The sequence below is a fragment of the Nitrosomonas sp. genome, assembly GCF_043753625.1.
Classification (GTDB): Bacteria; Pseudomonadota; Gammaproteobacteria; order Burkholderiales; family Nitrosomonadaceae; genus Nitrosomonas.
Window position 1 is genome coordinate 1 of the sequence record NZ_JAYUWI010000062.1, and the last position, 14,949, is coordinate 14,949.

General features: G+C 41.2%; 16 protein-coding genes and 1 pseudogene. 7 read left to right on the plus strand and 10 right to left on the minus strand.

What is annotated here, in order from left to right; genetic code table 11:
* Positions 1-185 precede the first annotated feature (185 nt).
* Entirely contained in the window at positions 186-440 is a 255-nt protein-coding gene (locus tag ACH10T_RS06190) for a Rho-binding antiterminator (protein ID WP_394808444.1), read from the minus strand.
* 109 nt (positions 441-549) lie between these two features.
* Between ACH10T_RS06190 and ACH10T_RS06195 the strand changes: the two genes are divergently transcribed.
* Entirely contained in the window at positions 550-891 is a 342-nt protein-coding gene (locus ACH10T_RS06195; protein WP_394808459.1) for a YnfA family protein, read from the plus strand.
* Positions 892-955: 64 nt separating this feature from the next.
* Here the strand turns inward: ACH10T_RS06195 and ACH10T_RS06200 are convergent, their stop codons facing one another.
* The 9 genes from ACH10T_RS06200 to ACH10T_RS06240 form a co-directional block, all read right to left on the minus strand.
* Positions 956-1,732, minus strand: a complete 777-nt coding sequence (locus tag ACH10T_RS06200; RefSeq protein ID WP_394808445.1) for a flagellar brake protein — start codon at positions 1,730-1,732, stop codon at positions 956-958.
* Positions 1,733-1,735: 3 nt separating this feature from the next.
* Positions 1,736-2,059 (minus strand): EscU/YscU/HrcU family type III secretion system export apparatus switch protein, encoded by a 324-nt coding sequence (locus tag ACH10T_RS06205; RefSeq protein WP_394808446.1) that lies wholly within the window; start codon positions 2,057-2,059, stop codon positions 1,736-1,738.
* A complete protein-coding gene (locus ACH10T_RS06210; RefSeq protein WP_394808447.1) occupies positions 2,046-3,101 on the minus strand; it encodes a flagellar hook-length control protein FliK in 1,056 nt (351 codons plus the stop codon). Before ACH10T_RS06210 ends, ACH10T_RS06205 begins: the two co-directional genes overlap by 14 nt.
* 66 nt (positions 3,102-3,167) lie before the next feature.
* A complete protein-coding gene (locus tag ACH10T_RS06215) occupies positions 3,168-3,503 on the minus strand; it encodes a flagellar protein FliT (RefSeq protein ID WP_394808448.1) in 336 nt (111 codons plus the stop codon).
* Between the two features lie 35 nt (positions 3,504-3,538).
* A complete protein-coding gene (gene fliS / locus ACH10T_RS06220; RefSeq protein ID WP_394808449.1) occupies positions 3,539-3,967 on the minus strand; it encodes a flagellar export chaperone FliS in 429 nt (142 codons plus the stop codon).
* A 55-nt stretch (positions 3,968-4,022) separates the two neighbouring features.
* Positions 4,023-5,996 carry a flagellar filament capping protein FliD gene (gene fliD / locus ACH10T_RS06225; RefSeq protein WP_394808450.1) on the minus strand — a complete coding sequence of 658 codons (1,974 nt, stop codon included), beginning with the start codon at positions 5,994-5,996 and terminating at the stop codon, positions 4,023-4,025.
* Between the two features lie 27 nt (positions 5,997-6,023).
* Positions 6,024-6,395 (minus strand): flagellar protein FlaG, encoded by a 372-nt coding sequence (locus ACH10T_RS06230; RefSeq protein WP_394808451.1) that lies wholly within the window; start codon positions 6,393-6,395, stop codon positions 6,024-6,026.
* A gap of 105 nt (positions 6,396-6,500) precedes the next feature.
* A complete protein-coding gene (locus ACH10T_RS06235; RefSeq protein WP_394808452.1) occupies positions 6,501-7,952 on the minus strand; it encodes a flagellin in 1,452 nt (483 codons plus the stop codon).
* Positions 7,936-8,094, minus strand: coding sequence for a hypothetical protein (locus tag ACH10T_RS06240; protein ID WP_394808453.1), 159 nt, complete (start codon positions 8,092-8,094; stop codon positions 7,936-7,938). Before ACH10T_RS06240 ends, ACH10T_RS06235 begins: the two co-directional genes overlap by 17 nt.
* A 154-nt stretch (positions 8,095-8,248) precedes the next feature.
* Here ACH10T_RS06240 and ACH10T_RS06245 point away from each other — a divergent pair, with 154 nt between their 5' ends.
* From ACH10T_RS06245 to ACH10T_RS06270, 6 genes and pseudogenes are all read left to right on the plus strand, one after another.
* Complete coding sequence (locus tag ACH10T_RS06245; RefSeq protein ID WP_394808454.1) at positions 8,249-9,820, plus strand: histidine kinase; 1,572 nt, start codon at positions 8,249-8,251, stop codon at positions 9,818-9,820.
* Positions 9,821-9,836: 16 nt separating this feature from the next.
* The gene (locus ACH10T_RS06250) at positions 9,837-10,469 is read left to right on the plus strand and encodes a response regulator (RefSeq protein ID WP_394808455.1); all 633 of its coding nucleotides are present in this window, start codon (positions 9,837-9,839) and stop codon (positions 10,467-10,469) included.
* 166 nt (positions 10,470-10,635) lie between these two features.
* Positions 10,636-12,345, plus strand: a complete 1,710-nt coding sequence (locus tag ACH10T_RS06255) for a GGDEF domain-containing protein (protein WP_394808456.1) — start codon at positions 10,636-10,638, stop codon at positions 12,343-12,345.
* A gap of 206 nt (positions 12,346-12,551) precedes the next feature.
* Positions 12,552-13,352 carry a GGDEF domain-containing protein gene (locus ACH10T_RS06260; protein ID WP_394808457.1) on the plus strand — a complete coding sequence of 267 codons (801 nt, stop codon included), beginning with the start codon at positions 12,552-12,554 and terminating at the stop codon, positions 13,350-13,352.
* 152 nt (positions 13,353-13,504) lie between these two features.
* Positions 13,505-14,743: an EAL and HDOD domain-containing protein gene (locus ACH10T_RS06265; RefSeq protein WP_394808458.1), complete on the plus strand. Its 1,239-nt coding sequence runs from the start codon at positions 13,505-13,507 to the stop codon at positions 14,741-14,743.
* A 106-nt stretch (positions 14,744-14,849) separates the two neighbouring features.
* Positions 14,850-14,949 (plus strand): annotated as a pseudogene (locus ACH10T_RS06270) (IS1595 family transposase); the annotation flags it as partial.

Genomic DNA, 14,949 nt, shown 5'->3' on the forward strand with positions numbered 1-14,949 from the left:
ATCGACAGTCCTAATTGTTTCATCTGTACGCTTCCTTGCAGTGGCTACGATCTACCAAGTATTCTACAAGTTTTTGGGACTTATTCAGAGTTTCCTTAAGCTAATAGTAGCTCTCTGGTGTGTTGGAACGAACATCTGAGATTTTGTGGTATACGAATATGGTGCGCTGGACTTCTCACAAGATTTTACTGGAAAATGACTTCGCTAAATTTAGCATTGGGTGTAAGAACTTCCATTTTTGCAAGCTGGATTAATTCGATATGTTGTTTCGAATCATTATCAATTACTAGATATTCACGTTTCTCAGTAGAACTGACAATATCAACGGCTTTACCTTCTATGATCTGGTTGTTCTTTAGGATGAGTTTAAGCCGATAGCCGTACATGCAAGCAACTTCCACAAGGTCATGAAGTTCACACGAGATTGTATCTTGTGTCATGATTATAGATTCCTTTCAAAGGTGTAAATAAGCATAATATATACGATACCTGAACTAAGATAGCAATCATGGGCATGAATTCTTTATGATATTGTTTCAAAACTTAAAAATGGAAATATTAAAAACATTAGGATTATTCGCTCCTACTGCAGTGGCCGAGATAATTGGTTGTTACTTGCCCTATCTTTATTTGAAAGAGGGCAGATCTTTTTGGCTACTCTTACCTGCGGCAATTAGTTTGGGGATATTTGTCTGGTTGCTTACACTGCACCCTCAAGCAACGGGGCGTGTTTATGCCGCATATGGCGGTGTTTATATTTGTATAGCGCTGGTGTGGTTGTGGGCGGTGGATGCTATCCGTCCAACTGTTACTGATTGGATTGGTGTGAGTATCTGTTTAGTTGGTGTGATTATTATTATGTATGGAAAGCAGCTTATCAAAAATGTCTAAAGAGATTGTAACTCTTAAGTGAATTTCAAGTAATTATTGCTTGTTTCTGTGTGATTCTATAAGCTTATTTTATTTTTCTTATTTGTTCTTGCTTGATAATATAACGCTGTATTATGGCTTCCATATTGGCCGCTAGATCAATAAATTGACATCCGGCTCGCATACAATTTTGTCCATTCCGTAAAGTGATTTCATAGGTATTTTTTACCTGAATGGTGGCATTGATTGTGCCAGTTTCTGGAAGAATAATCTGACAATTGTTATAAATTATTCCCGGATCAAAATTGATAATAGGATGATGATCAATTACAGCAATACCACCACAACTTATATCAAGTAGTGCTACTTCAGCTTTGGATGTCGTGTCTTTTCCAGCAATTGGAATTACACATTTAAGCGGTTTAACAATAGGCGTGGAGATACGAAAATGATTCCTTCTTTGTATACGGAGAAGTGATCGGGGTATATTAACTGCAAAGGCGTTTTGGCTTTTGTACTGTATTTTCTTTATTTGGTCGCAGACGAACTCTATTTTTACTCTATTTTGTGTGGTGACAAAGACTAATGATTTGGACCGGAGTGCTTTCTGGCAATTTCTTTCATTAGTGCCATAGTCTACTATCATTTCTTTCTTATCAGTATCTATTGCTATTATTGATGTTAGGATGAAGTCATTTTCATAATCGGGATAGAGCGTGATTAATGAGTTTGTTTGCATAATTCCACGAAGGATAAAGACAATATCAATTTCCGAGTGAACTCGAAAGTTTTCATCTATTTCTTCTTGAGAAAATTGAGTAGGCTGCAATACTTCAGCACTTTTATCGGATCCATGCATCATTAGTTACTCCAGAATTTTTTGTGGGGTTCTTGTATCAAGGTTATTCGTGATAAGAGGATTCGTTTTTCCTTGTTCCAGACGATAAAGCCATGCCAGTAGCTCAGCAATTGCAACATAAAGCTGTGGTGGAATGCGATCATCGAGATTCACCTGCATCAATAATGCAACCAATTCACTTGATTCATGAACATAGATCCCTGCTTCTTTAGCACGTTTAATAATTTCCTGAGCAATCAGGCCGCGTCCTTTAGCAACGACTTTAGGTGCAATTTGCCCTTCTCGATAAGCGAGCGCTACTGCGGTGAGATATGATTCACTCTCTGTCATCGTGTTGAACCTCTACTGTTTGAATATTTAACCCGGCTGATTGCATATCCAATGTGAGTGGTAATTGGTTATTCTTCAATATGCGAGCAGCTTCTGGCTGAGAAGTATTTATTTTTATATTGATACCTTGCGCGTTTAGAACAATAGTAGCGGTAATATCCCCAAGTTGGGGCATTGATAGCTGGAGTTGTGTGCGCCATTGTGCCGCTTGATCAAATTCATTTCCCTTTTCTTTGTCTTGTGAGTGTTCATAAATATCCCATTTCATGGATTGACCCTGCCAGACTTCTCCACGCCAGAATAAATGCCCAGTTTCTAGCGTAGTAAGCTGTTGTTGCACGAGAGAGATAGTCTGAGTATGCACTGGCATTTCAGGGCTTAGTGCAGCAGAGGCAATCACTGCCACTTTAGCAGCAGGTACGTCAGCCGTTACTAGCATTAATTTACCTTGAGGTTCTTGATGCAAGTTTTCAAGTGTATTTTCTCCATTAACCCATTGTGCCTGGTGTGATTCATAGAATAATCCACTTTGAACAATTGCTTTTTGTAATAAACCGGGTAATTCGGTGCTATTTATTGCTGGACCAGTTAGGATAGGGGATGAGTGGATGAGAGATTGCGTGGTAGCGGTATTTGTTGTGGTTATACTGGCAGCTGTTTGCTTTAATGTGTCTTGCATCAGAATGCCCAGAAAGCGTCCTGTGGTACTAATTGACGTATTATTTTCCCCGGTATCTAGTGGTGCCTCATTTAACATAAGAAACTTTAGTTTCGGTTCTTGTGATACGACAACAAGTTCCAGTTTGTTGCCAGGTTGGAAATTGTCTGGCAAGTGCATTTGCAAGAGCTTGCCTGCAACTAATACCCGAGAATCTCCGTTAAATAGGCGTGCTTCTATTAGCGCTTGATACTTCTGGCCTTGCACAAATTCAGAAATTAAACCTTGTGAATTAACAACTGCTGTAACTGGCGTTACGGGTGTAACAGGGGCTGTTTGAGTATGAGTCGCTATTAAATCAGTTTTGATAATGGTTGGAATCACAACAGCTTATCTTAATATTGTTTATATTTTCCCAGAAATAACATGCATTAGTACTCTATTGAGTGTTTACATATTATTAATGGGTTGATAAGCATGATGAAGGCTGCGAGTGCGTTCATTGGTATTGAGCATGTCCTGTAATTTTATCATCCATGGCTCGGTGATTGCCCTGATTTGAGCATCATCGGCTAGTATTTGGTTAATAATTTTTACCTTCTTTTGAAGTAATTCTTTATCTAAAATAGGCTCTGGGTCATGTTTTGTCAGTATTTCAGTCAATTTCCTACATTCTTGTTCCAGTAATATCAATTGATCCCATTTGTTATTTTGAGCAGCAGTGAGCATTTCCCCGGTAATTATTAAAATAGCATCATAAGTTATGAGAGCCTGTGTACTATTCATCTATTTGCATATCCTTTTTATTACTAAGAATTGATTCAAATTGCTGTTGCTTTTATTGCAGTTTGGGTTCCATTAAATTGCCCAATCTCTTTCCAGGCGCCATGTAACTCAGATAGAAGCTTATTAACTTCATTAACAATCTCAGCATTGTTCTGAATATTAGCAACTAATAATCGATGCGTCATATAATCGTAAAGTGCTTGAAGTTTGATTGCTAAATCACCGCCGGCATTCATATCCAAACTTGCTTTCAAACCATGATCAATAATCATGATAGCTTTAGAGATCATCTGTCCTTTTTCCGCAATTTCATTGTGCTGCATGTGCATTCTGGCTTTTGCCAGAGCTTCTTGTGCACCTTCGAAAAGCATTAAAATAAGTTTATGTGGATCAGCTGATTCAACGCCTGTTTCAACACCTACGCGTTGATAGGCAGATACTGCGTTATTTATGGCAGCATACATTTTGTACCTCTTTTATATTGTAAAGAGTTTGATTTTCTAATTTATCTATTTATTCTTATGAGTTTGTACTGGGTAAATTGGATAGTTGCTGTTGCAAGAAATTGCTGGTCTGAGTCATGCTGGCAATGGTTGTATCCAATGCAGTATATTGTGCACGTATTCGCTTCTCGGTATCTTCAAGTCGCCGGTTTAAAGTGTCGCGTTGTGCATTGATATCTTTTATGGATGCATTAATGCCATCAACGCGGCTATCAATGAGACGTCCATTCAGCATTTCACCAACTATCTTGTCTAATTTTTTTCCAAACCCATGAGCAAAATCTATGTTTCCTCTGGCTCCTGTGCCACCTCCAGTTATTTTGAGGACTAGCCCGATGCTATCTGCGGCGCCTGTCAGGGTTTGACCGGAACCTGTTGCGTTGATGCCGTTAATCGTGCCAGCTACATCTATGCCACTGGTTTCGACAGGAGTGCCAAATAAACTCAGTTTGCCATTACCACCCGTAATCAATACGGTTGATGCTGAGCCGTAACGATTGGAAGTGACAGTTAGGCTACCAGCAGATTCACTCAGTGTGACTTTGATACCAGCTGACGAAATTGCTGAGGAACCATTAATTCTTGATTGAATTTCAGCTGCTAATGAAGTTGCAGTATAAGTGCCTGCCGCGAGAGTTACACTAGTGTTGACGCCGTCAATGGTGAGATCTAACTTGTCATTGACCCCTGAGTTGATGGTTAATGCAGCGGCAGTGCTGCCCACTGCGATACCTTGAGTCGCAATTTGACTGATATTTAGTGAGTACTTGCCATTTGCTGTATCAGTTTTGGCACTGACAAATGACACCAGACTATCACTGGTTTTGCCAACAGAGGCAAATAGTGTTGAAACATCTTTAGTTGGATCGCTCATCACGCTAGATAGTTTAGCCGGATCAAGCTTAAGTGTTCCATCTGTTTGAAAAGAAATACCTACCTCTGCTAATATGCTCAAGCCACCACCTGCTGTAGTCAGCGGATTAGACATCACGTTACGTAGCTGTGACTGAACTGATCGAACCGTTGAATCTCCTGTTAGAATAGACGCTTGCTTGGTATTCGCATCATATTTTGAAAGATCGACGATAGTCTTGTTCAGATCATTAAAAGCTTTAACAAATGATGATACCGTGCTCTGAATACTTGCTGTATCTCGAGTTAAATTTAGGCTTGTTATTGTGCCAGCATTTGCTTTCAGTAAGTTAAAAGTGACACCTTCAATGGCATCTGTAATCTTGTTGGATGCTTTGCTGATTGAGATGCCATCGATAACCAATGTAGCATTGCTAGCAGCTACAGTTTGAGTCAAATTGGCCGTGCCGCCCGTCGATGCATCATAAACAAGCTGAGATAATCCTGCATTATCCGTATTAGTTGTATCGGCATCGGTTGTGGTTATTTTTAAGGCATTACTCAAACCGGTATCACTTGAAGCAATTACTAAGCGATTGCCAGAGCCATCATTGACAATGCTGGCGGTTACTCCTGCGCTGGCTTGATTAATTGTGTCACGAACGCCTGCCAATGATGAGTTACCAGAAGAAATAGTAATTGATTGTGCAGCCTTATCAGGATTAAGCGTAAATGCGCCGCCACTGTATGTGCCGAATTGTATAGTTAAAGTGCCGCTGCCAAGGGCAGCGCTAGTGGTTAAAAAGTTATCAGATTTCAATTTGTGCGATTGTGCGAGCGTTTGGATCTCGACGGAATGACTTCCAACAGCTGCTGAGGATGTTGCACTGACACTGGCCAATGTGACATCAGAAAAATTAGCCGTTACGGCGGTAAATTTTGCTGGATCAGATAATGTGGAAAGACTACTTTGGAATGCGGATAACGCTCCTTTCAAACTACCGAAAGCAGTTAATCGAGTTTGCTGCTTGGCTTCTTTGTTATCAAGAGCTGCTAGCGGTTGGCGTTCTATAGCCATCAATTGACCGACGATACCGTTAACATCTAAGCCTGATCCAATACCCGGAGATGAGAGCATTTCTTAGTCCCAGTTATATATTTTAAATTATGCTTTATCGTTAAATAACAGCCCTTGCACCTTATCCAATGTGCGGGCTATTTCAATGGCTTGTTCTGTTGGAAACTGCCGGATGACTTTGTCAGTATGTGTATCCACTACTTTAATAATCGTTTTGCCAGTATCTTCATCAATTGAGAAACGCAAATTATGTGCCAGATTATCCACCGCACCTTGGATATTCTGAACAGCCTGTCTTATCTGCTTGTCAGATTCTGTTTTATTATCAACTTTAGATCGTACAGTTGAAGCAGGGAATGGGATAATATCCGTATCAGGCGCGGATACTTTTTTGGCAACCGACGATGTTGACGAGGGCAGTGGAAGTACACCTGTTCCATTTAATTGATTGATGTTCATAATAGGTTCCTTAAAGTTGAAATGAACGCGGGAAAGTTTTTTATAATATCCCGCCCGCGATCATCAGCTTTATTTAATGCGACGCATCATTTGCTACGGATAAACTTAACGTAACAGTGAAAGAACATTATTGGGTAGTGAATTTGCTTGCGCAAGGATCGCTACACCGGCTTGTTGCAGAATTTGTCCACGTGTCAGGTTTGCTGATTCAGATGCGAAGTCGGCATCCTGGATCCGGCTACGGGAGGCGGACAGGTTTTCAGAAGTCGATTGCAAATTCGCAATGGTTGAACTGAAACGATTCTGAATCGCACCCAGATCACCTCGTGAACTATTGATTTGAGCCAACGCAGCATCCAGCGTCTTCATTGCAATTTGCGCATTGGCTGATGTGGATAAATCCAACGTAGCGACTGAGTTAAAAGAGCTGGTGATGGCGCCAAATTCTGTAGCATTTGAGCCAGCTGCCATAATCTGACCAGCAGAGCTTGCAAGTTCAACGGTACCCGTTACTGTCGTTGAGTCGTTACCCGCACTGGTTAGTGTTGTTGTGGTTGCTCCGGCAACGACATCGGCAGTTGTTACACCATTACTGAAGTCTGAAATATCGATATCTCTGCCATCTGATGTTGACAGGGTGATCACTGATTTGTTGGACGAAGTTGCGAACGAGGCAGTAATGCCGGTTGTAGCTTGTAATCCATTAATGGCCGAAGCCAAGCCGCTTAGGTCAGCGGTATCAGTGATAGTGGTAGAAACTGAGCTGCCGTTTAATGACAATGAAACAGTTCCGGCTGCAGATAAATTGCCGATCGTAGCGTTGTTAGATGCAGTTGCAGTGATGCCGATACTGGATGAAGCCGTGTTAATGGCTGCAGCAATAGCTTTAGCGTCAGCACCTGCTGCATAACTGATAGCACTGGTTGTCCCTTTATTATTGGCAAGTGTCAAGCCGGCTTCTACAGCAACACCATTAGCCGCAGAAGCGGCGGCGGCAGCCGTTGTAGTACCCATTGCTGATCCATTGGTGGTCAGCATGTGACTACCTAGACCAGTAGCCCTTGAATCACCGATTGATGTAATGTTGATGGTTTGGTTAGCATTGGCACCGACTTGGAAGCTCTGATTCAGGAAAGAACCATCTAATAAGTTCGTACCGTTAAACTGAGTTTGACTGGCAACACGGGTTATTTCAGACGTTAATTGTGCAGCTTCGGCTTGTAGTGATGCACGGTCACTAGCGCTGTTAGTCGCGTTGGCAGATTGAACAGCCAATTCGCGAATACGCTGCAAGTTATTGCCGATTTCGCTCATCGCACCTTCGGCGGTTTGTGACAGTGAGATACCATCATTCGCATTGCGCACAGCCTGATTTAAACCACGAATTTGTGAAGTCATCCTTTCTGAGATCGCCAGACCCGCAGCATCATCTTTAGCGCTATTAATACGCAGACCAGATGACAAACGTGTCAAGGATGTGTTCAATGAATTCTGTGAGGTATTTAAATTACGTTGTGCATTCAGCGAGGCTATATTAGAGTTAATCATTTGTGGCATTTGGGTTCTCCTTTTTGATATCTATGTGTTTGGCATAATTGCCAGTTCCGTTGGTTTTTCCCGCAATCCAAGAGGGTTTGTAACCGCCGTTGATTGCAGTTATCGGATACCATTTTGAAAAGTTTAGAATTTTTACTTTCATGATTTTTATCTAATCGGTTGGTTAATATCGGCAATTCATGGTATAAATTGTTTTTCTCTTATAGATTATCTTGTAAAATTAAATAAATATTCAGGCAGTTAATTCGGGGAGTTAATTCTAGTGGTTATATCGGCTTCAACTGGTGGGGGCTGAGATGGTCAATGAGGAGAAATTAAAAATATTATTGGTCGAGCACTCTGCAGAGGATGCGGAACGGGTAGTCCAAATACTTGTACAGGGGGGCTTCCAGACCGAATGCTTGTGCGTTAGCACAGCTTCTGCATTACACGATGCGTTGATGATTCGGGACTGGGATGTGATTCTTTCCGACTATGATTTGCCGCAGCTAAATGCGGAGGAGATTCTGCAAGCGATAAGAAACCAATATCTGGACATTCCATTAATCATCGTATCCAGTCATGTTGGTGAGGAAGCAGCAGAACATATCATGGCTTTAGGAGCCTATGATTTCATAATGAAGGCGAATCTTGCTAGGCTGGTGCCAGCAATCAGGCGTAGCTTGCATGAAATAGGAAACTACCAGCGTTTTATAACTGCACAAAATGCACTGCAAAAGAGTGAGGCGCTTTTTCAAGCGATTACATCTAATCTGCCCGGAGTGGTTTTTCAGTTTCTGTTATCAGTCAATAGTAAGACTTGCTTTCCCTATGTCAGTGATGCCAGTGAAACACTGCTTGGACTATCACCCCAGAAGTTGATGGATAAGCCCGAACTATTTCCAGAATTGATCTTGCCAGATGATAGGGAATCTTATCATCAGTTGATGATTACATCTGCAGAACAGCTTTCGACCTGGAACTGGGAAGGGTGTATTCAAGTAAAAGGTGATAGCGATATCAAATGGATCAGTTTGCGTGCAACACCCAGGAGAATGTCGGATGGCACGACGCTATGGGATGGCATCATGATCAATATTACTCGAAATAAATTGGCCGAACGAGAGATTGCACGTTCCCGTGAACAGTTAGCAGAACTATCCTCTTATTTGCAAAAAGTCAAAGAGCAAGAGCGTGCCAGAATTGCACGCGAAATTCACGATGATATTGGGGGGACATTAACTGCAATTAAGTGTGAGCTATTTCCCTGTATGGATACAACGATAAGAAAACCCGAGTTTTATCAACAAAAATCGAGATCCATTGAGTCTCTAGTAGACCGTGTGATAGACAGTACACGCCGGATTTCTCTAGATTTACGGCCGGGTATTCTAGACTGTGGAATAATTGCGGCAGTCCAATGGCAAGCAAAAGAATTTAGTGACCGTACGAGTATTGCGTGTAAAGTGACCTGTGTAAATGATGAAATAACTTTAGATTCTGATTTGGCGATAGCGGTTTTTCGTGTTTTTCAGGAGACATTAACGAATATTTCTAAACATGCTAATGCTTCTCATGTGCAGGTAAAGCTTGTGGAGCTGGAAGGATTAATTCTTCTGGAAGTGACTGATAATGGCTGTGGTATTACCGATATCGATATGGAGAAACAGGCTTCTTTTGGAATTCGGGGGATGCGTGAGCGTTGCCAGCAATTGAAGGGGAATTTCCATATCTCTGGAGATTCAGGAAGAGGCACAAAAGTGACTATTCTGATACCGATGGGTAACTTAGAGTATCAATCCGAGCATGTGGTTGGACTGGAGAATGAGTTTAGAGAATCCCGACAGCCTGGATCTGTAAAGAAAAAAAAGAAGGTTTTTCGGCTCTAAATAGCCGGAGGTACGCATGATAAGTGTGATGATTGCTGATGACCATGCAATTGTTCGCCAGGGTTTGAAACAGATACTCAGCGAAACCGATGACATCAAAGTAACTGGTGAAGCAGAGACTGGGTTTCAAGCAGTCAAAATTGCCCGGCAGCAAGATTTTGATGTTATGTTGTTGGATATTTCCTTACCGGATAGGAATGGTATTGAAATATTGAAGCAAGTAAAGAAAGATAGACCAAATCTCGCGATTCTTATGCTGAGCATGCACAATGAACACGAATTTGCAATTCGTGCATTAAAAGCGGGGGCATCTGGATACCTGAATAAACAAAGTGCGCCAGCGCAGCTTGTAGTGGCTATTCGTCAGGTTGCAATGGGCGATAAGTATGTGAGTTCGGTTGTTGCGCAGGAACTTGCCAATATTGTTAACTCAGATTTGGATAAACCGCTCTATGCCACATTATCTGATCGGGAATATCAGACGCTGTGCTTTATTGCTGCAGGTAAAACATTGTCGGAAATATCAGTCGAGATGTTTTTAAGCCCAAAAACAGTCAGTGTCTACCGTGCGCGCTTACTGGAGAAACTCAAGTTGACGAATAATTCAGAATTAATCCGTTATGCTATAAAGAATAAATTGGTCGACTAACTATTGTGGGACTAGCCAACTAATCTTATAAGTATTTTGAAGTTAGCCTAGAATGTTTTTTAGCTTGCCTTATCAAATTAAGATTAAGATTCACGTGGATTGGTCGATATTTTTTTAACTCCTGGCTTGCTGGTAAGGCTATTTTTTAATTTTTTGACCAATTTTTATGAAGCTGCTTAAAGATTTGAATCCAACTATTCTTGCCCGTGAAACATTGCGGCAACTTGCATCGCTCAGAATTTCTCCGACACCAGGTAATTATCAAAAACTGTATGATCAGATCTCTGGTAAATCTGGAGATGATGTCGATTCTGCAGTTGCCACGACGAATCAGCAGAAATCTGCAGATAATCCAACAGTTGAATCCATTGTGACCTGGGGAGATACAATAGAAGCATTATTGAAGCAATTGGAGAAAAAGCAAGGTACGCTGACAACTGCAAAGAAACGGGAAGGTGTTAATCGAGTTCTTGCCAAATTCTCGAAAGATTCAAACCAACTGCATAACAAGCTAAAGGCACTGGTAGATTCATGGGAAGCATTAGCTGCCGCAGCGCAGGAATCAAATGAAGATGGGCAAATACAAAATCCTTCATCGCAAGTAACGCAGCTTGATTTAGATACACAAGACTCTAAATTAAAGCAAGCAGTTACAGAACAGAGTCAAATCGCCGGGCATTTTACTGATCAGCTATTGGAATTGTTGGCACAAATGCTTGAACAGGTTATTGCTAGACAGATTGGTGATGTAATTTTAGCTGAAGAAGCCAAAACGCTAGCGTATCAAGTCCGTAAGATTCAAGACAAGCTAGAAATGGAACAATTTACTGCTGAATTTCAACAGTTTTGTGGTAAATTTGATGCGTATGGTGAGAGCGGTATCAAGTTGCAACAAGGCCTGCTTAAATTACTCAATATGCTCATGGATAGTACGGGTAAATTACTTGCAGAAGATCAATGGATTGGCGTTCGGATCAGCAAATTACGCGAAACTATTTCCAAGCCTCTGGATCAACAGGTAATAGCACAAGCTGAGCATTTTCTGGAAGAGATAACGCAAAGGCAAGAAATTATCGGACGTAGCCTAAGTGAAGCCAAGATGACCCTGAAGCAGATGGTGACTTCCTTAATCAGTAATATCGAGGAGCTTACCGATACGACGGATGAATATCAGAATAAGCTTGAACAGTATTCAGAGAAAATCAGTAATACTGATGATATAAAAGAGCTTAATCAGCTGCTAGTGCTGATTATGGAGGAAACCAGTCAAATGCAAAAAAGCACATCAAATTACCGTAATGATTTTTTGTCGGCTCGAGCTGAAGTTGATTTGGCGCAGAGTAAAATCAATCAGCTAGAAAACGAGTTGCATGAAATGGGTGAGAAAGTGCACGAAGATCACCTGACAGGGATACTAAACCGGCGTGGTTTGGATAACGCTTTTGAACGCGAAACCTCGCGTTCATTGCGTCATCAGGTTCCTTTATGTTATGCGCTGTTGGATATTGATAATTTCAAACTGCTTAATGATGCGCATGGCCATAAAGTAGGTGACGATGCACTGGTATACCTGGTTGAATCAGTCAAGGATACAACGCGCCCCGAAGATATTGTGTCGCGATATGGTGGTGAAGAGTTTGTAATTTTATTACCAAACACCGATCTTGAAGTAGCCGTACATATTTTGTCCAGGATACGGCGTAATTTAACCAAGAAGTTTTTTTTGCATGAAAATAAACGTTTGCTAATCACTTTTAGTGCCGGTGTTGCTCAACTCCGGTCAGGAGAATCACAAGAAAGTATTTTTAAACGAGCCGACGAGGCTTTGTATCGTGCAAAGAAAGGCGGCAAGAATCAAATACTCACATCTGAGTAACTCTATGTTAGTTAATAGATATATCATATTAGTTGGTAAATAGTACCGATTTCCCTTTTTATTCATTAAATCCATTTCTGATTTGCTCTGTTAACGTTGTTTACATGACAGTCTATACCGGGATGGGTTCTCCTTCGCAATCCAACGAAATATCCCCAAAACTGGAATAGCCTGGCATCTTATGATGTCAATTGAGGAGGATAGCAATGCAAGAAGCTATTAAACAAAAACAGAAAAGAATGCTGAGATTGGTTAAATCGACAGATGCTATTAAAAGTGAGCAGAAACCTATGATTGATTCTGAGGACTATTATAAGCAAGTAGAGCGCTACGCTGAGCAAATCCGCAATACAAGTAACGCTGATGAAATCATTAGAATTCTTGATGTTGTGTTGTCTGAGACCAGAGATTTGAAATTCAGTGATGAAGTTTTTGCTGCGCAGGAGCAAGTAAAACGGGCGGAACAAAAGATTGAGTCATTGAAAAGTGAATTGGAACAACTCAGAGGGCTCGTACAAACTGATCAAATGACTGGTGCGTTCAATCGCCGTGGGTTAGATGATATTTTTAAACGTGAAGCGGCTCGTGCCGACAGGAATGCACAGTCTTTAGGGGTGGTTTTGATTGATTTGGATAACTTCAAACAGATTAATGACAACTTGGGGCATCAGTATGGAGATAGTGTGCTGATCAATTTGGTCAATGTGGCTAAGGAAACATTGCGTCCTTCCGATATTGTTGCGCGGTTTGGTGGGGAAGAATTTGTGGTTTTATTACCCGATGTCGAGATGGAAGACGCATTAACTGTTATTTCCCGGTTACAGAGTAATCTAGCAAAAATTTTCTCAATTCAAGCGGATACACATTCAATACCGATAACGTTTAGTGCAGGCATAGCATTACGTTCATTTGGAGAACATCAAAATTCAGTCATAAGTCGTGCCGACAAAGCACTGTATCAAGCGAAACGTACCGGGAAGAACAGGACAATTCCTGCTTTGAGTTAACTAAATCAACTGAGAATTTTCTCAGATAAGTACTCTAAAAAGCATGAGTGCTAATTGATTTTCTTTAGTTGTAAAGAATACTTAAGAAACATGCGATGAAGCCGATTAGCTAAACCATTTTTATTAAACGATGGATTAATGCGGGGAAGTTAATGGAAGGTTTTTTTCTTGGACGGCAGCCAATTCTAGATCGCAATCAAAATCTAGTAGCATTTGAGTTACTTTTTAGACAAGAAGAGACTGATGAAAAGGCGGTTGTCATTAATGATTTATCTGCATCAGCCAATGTCATTATCAATGCATATTGTCAATTGGGTATCCAGAATGTGTTGGGTAAACAGCGTGGTTTTATCAATGCAGATCATAATCTGGTAATGAGTGACATTATTAGTTTATTGCCCGCCAAACATGTTGTGTTGGAAATAAAAGAAACAGCGCTTATTACGGCAGAATTTATAAAGCGATGTAACGAATTAAAACAAAAGGGTTATCAACTTGCACTTGATAATGTCGTCGCAATGAATACTAAAGTTGAGCAATTGCTGCCTTTGGTCAGTGTAGTGAAAGTAGACATTCTTGCAGTTGAAAAAAAGGAACTTGCGGAACTGGTAACTGAATTAAATCGCTGGCCGGTTTTGCTTTTGGCATTGAAAGTAGAAAACCGTGAACAGGAAACGTACTGCATGCAGTTGGGTTTTCAGATGTTCCAGGGATACTATTTTGCAAGGCCAGAGGTACTGGCTGTTAAACGTGCTGATCCAGGTAAATTGTCATTATTGAAGCTATTGACGTTAGTGATGGGTGATAGTGATATAGAGGAAATTGAAAAGGAACTTAAACATCAACCCGGATTAAGTTATAACTTGATGCGCATGGTGAACTCGGTTGCCAGTGGCGTGCCTCAGAAAATCAACTCCATTAAGCACGCAATCATGATACTGGGACGTAAGCAATTACAGCGATGGATACAACTGTTGCTTTATACCGCTAATCAGTCAGACGATAGTCTGTCAAATGCTTTAATGCAAACAGCGGCAGCGCGGGGAAAATTAATGGAGTTAGTTGCCACAACCGAGCGTCCACATGACAAAAATCACCAGGAAAGAGCGTTCATGATAGGGATTCTATCCCTGCTCGATGTATTGCTGGGTATCGAAATGCAGCAAATAATTGACAAGCTGGGAATCCCAGACGATATGAGTCAAGCATTATTAGCCCGGGATGGGCGATTGGGTCAAGAATTAAAATTAATTGAAGCAAATGAAAAGGGTGAAGTTACTGCAATTCAGTCCCTATTAACCGAGCTGGGTTTTCTGAGTCTAAGCGAATTGGCGGATATGGAGATGCAAGCAATTGGGTGGGCCAACCGAATTGGTGAAGCCGTTAACTAATCATTTTCTCTTGAAGTTTTTTAAGGGCACTTCTATAAATTCCCCAATTCTCTCAAGCGCAGGAAGTTCACTACGCCTAAACTAGGCACAGACATTCGGACGACATTCAGTTCTATGTACTGACAGCGGCAAGGCTTTGGGTGCCGCAGTGCGGAAAATCGGCATCGCCCACCGTCCAATTAATCTGGCTGCAGGTATCCGGGTTG

Coding starts and splice junctions, on each gene's coding strand:
- ACH10T_RS06190 (WP_394808444.1), bottom strand. CDS start 440: ATGACACAAGATACAATCTCGTGTGAACTTCATGACCTTGTGGAAGTT.
- ACH10T_RS06195 (WP_394808459.1), top strand. CDS start 550: ATGGAAATATTAAAAACATTAGGATTATTCGCTCCTACTGCAGTGGCC.
- ACH10T_RS06200 (WP_394808445.1), bottom strand. CDS start 1,732: ATGATGCATGGATCCGATAAAAGTGCTGAAGTATTGCAGCCTACTCAA.
- ACH10T_RS06205 (WP_394808446.1), bottom strand. CDS start 2,059: ATGACAGAGAGTGAATCATATCTCACCGCAGTAGCGCTCGCTTATCGA.
- ACH10T_RS06215 (WP_394808448.1), bottom strand. CDS start 3,503: ATGAATAGTACACAGGCTCTCATAACTTATGATGCTATTTTAATAATT.
- fliS (WP_394808449.1), bottom strand. CDS start 3,967: ATGTATGCTGCCATAAATAACGCAGTATCTGCCTATCAACGCGTAGGT.
- fliD (WP_394808450.1), bottom strand. CDS start 5,996: ATGCTCTCATCTCCGGGTATTGGATCAGGCTTAGATGTTAACGGTATC.
- ACH10T_RS06230 (WP_394808451.1), bottom strand. CDS start 6,395: ATGAACATCAATCAATTAAATGGAACAGGTGTACTTCCACTGCCCTCG.
- ACH10T_RS06235 (WP_394808452.1), bottom strand. CDS start 7,952: ATGCCACAAATGATTAACTCTAATATAGCCTCGCTGAATGCACAACGT.
- ACH10T_RS06240 (WP_394808453.1), bottom strand. CDS start 8,094: ATGAAAGTAAAAATTCTAAACTTTTCAAAATGGTATCCGATAACTGCA.
- ACH10T_RS06245 (WP_394808454.1), top strand. CDS start 8,249: ATGGTCAATGAGGAGAAATTAAAAATATTATTGGTCGAGCACTCTGCA.
- ACH10T_RS06250 (WP_394808455.1), top strand. CDS start 9,837: ATGATAAGTGTGATGATTGCTGATGACCATGCAATTGTTCGCCAGGGT.
- ACH10T_RS06255 (WP_394808456.1), top strand. CDS start 10,636: ATGAAGCTGCTTAAAGATTTGAATCCAACTATTCTTGCCCGTGAAACA.
- ACH10T_RS06260 (WP_394808457.1), top strand. CDS start 12,552: ATGCAAGAAGCTATTAAACAAAAACAGAAAAGAATGCTGAGATTGGTT.
- ACH10T_RS06265 (WP_394808458.1), top strand. CDS start 13,505: ATGGAAGGTTTTTTTCTTGGACGGCAGCCAATTCTAGATCGCAATCAA.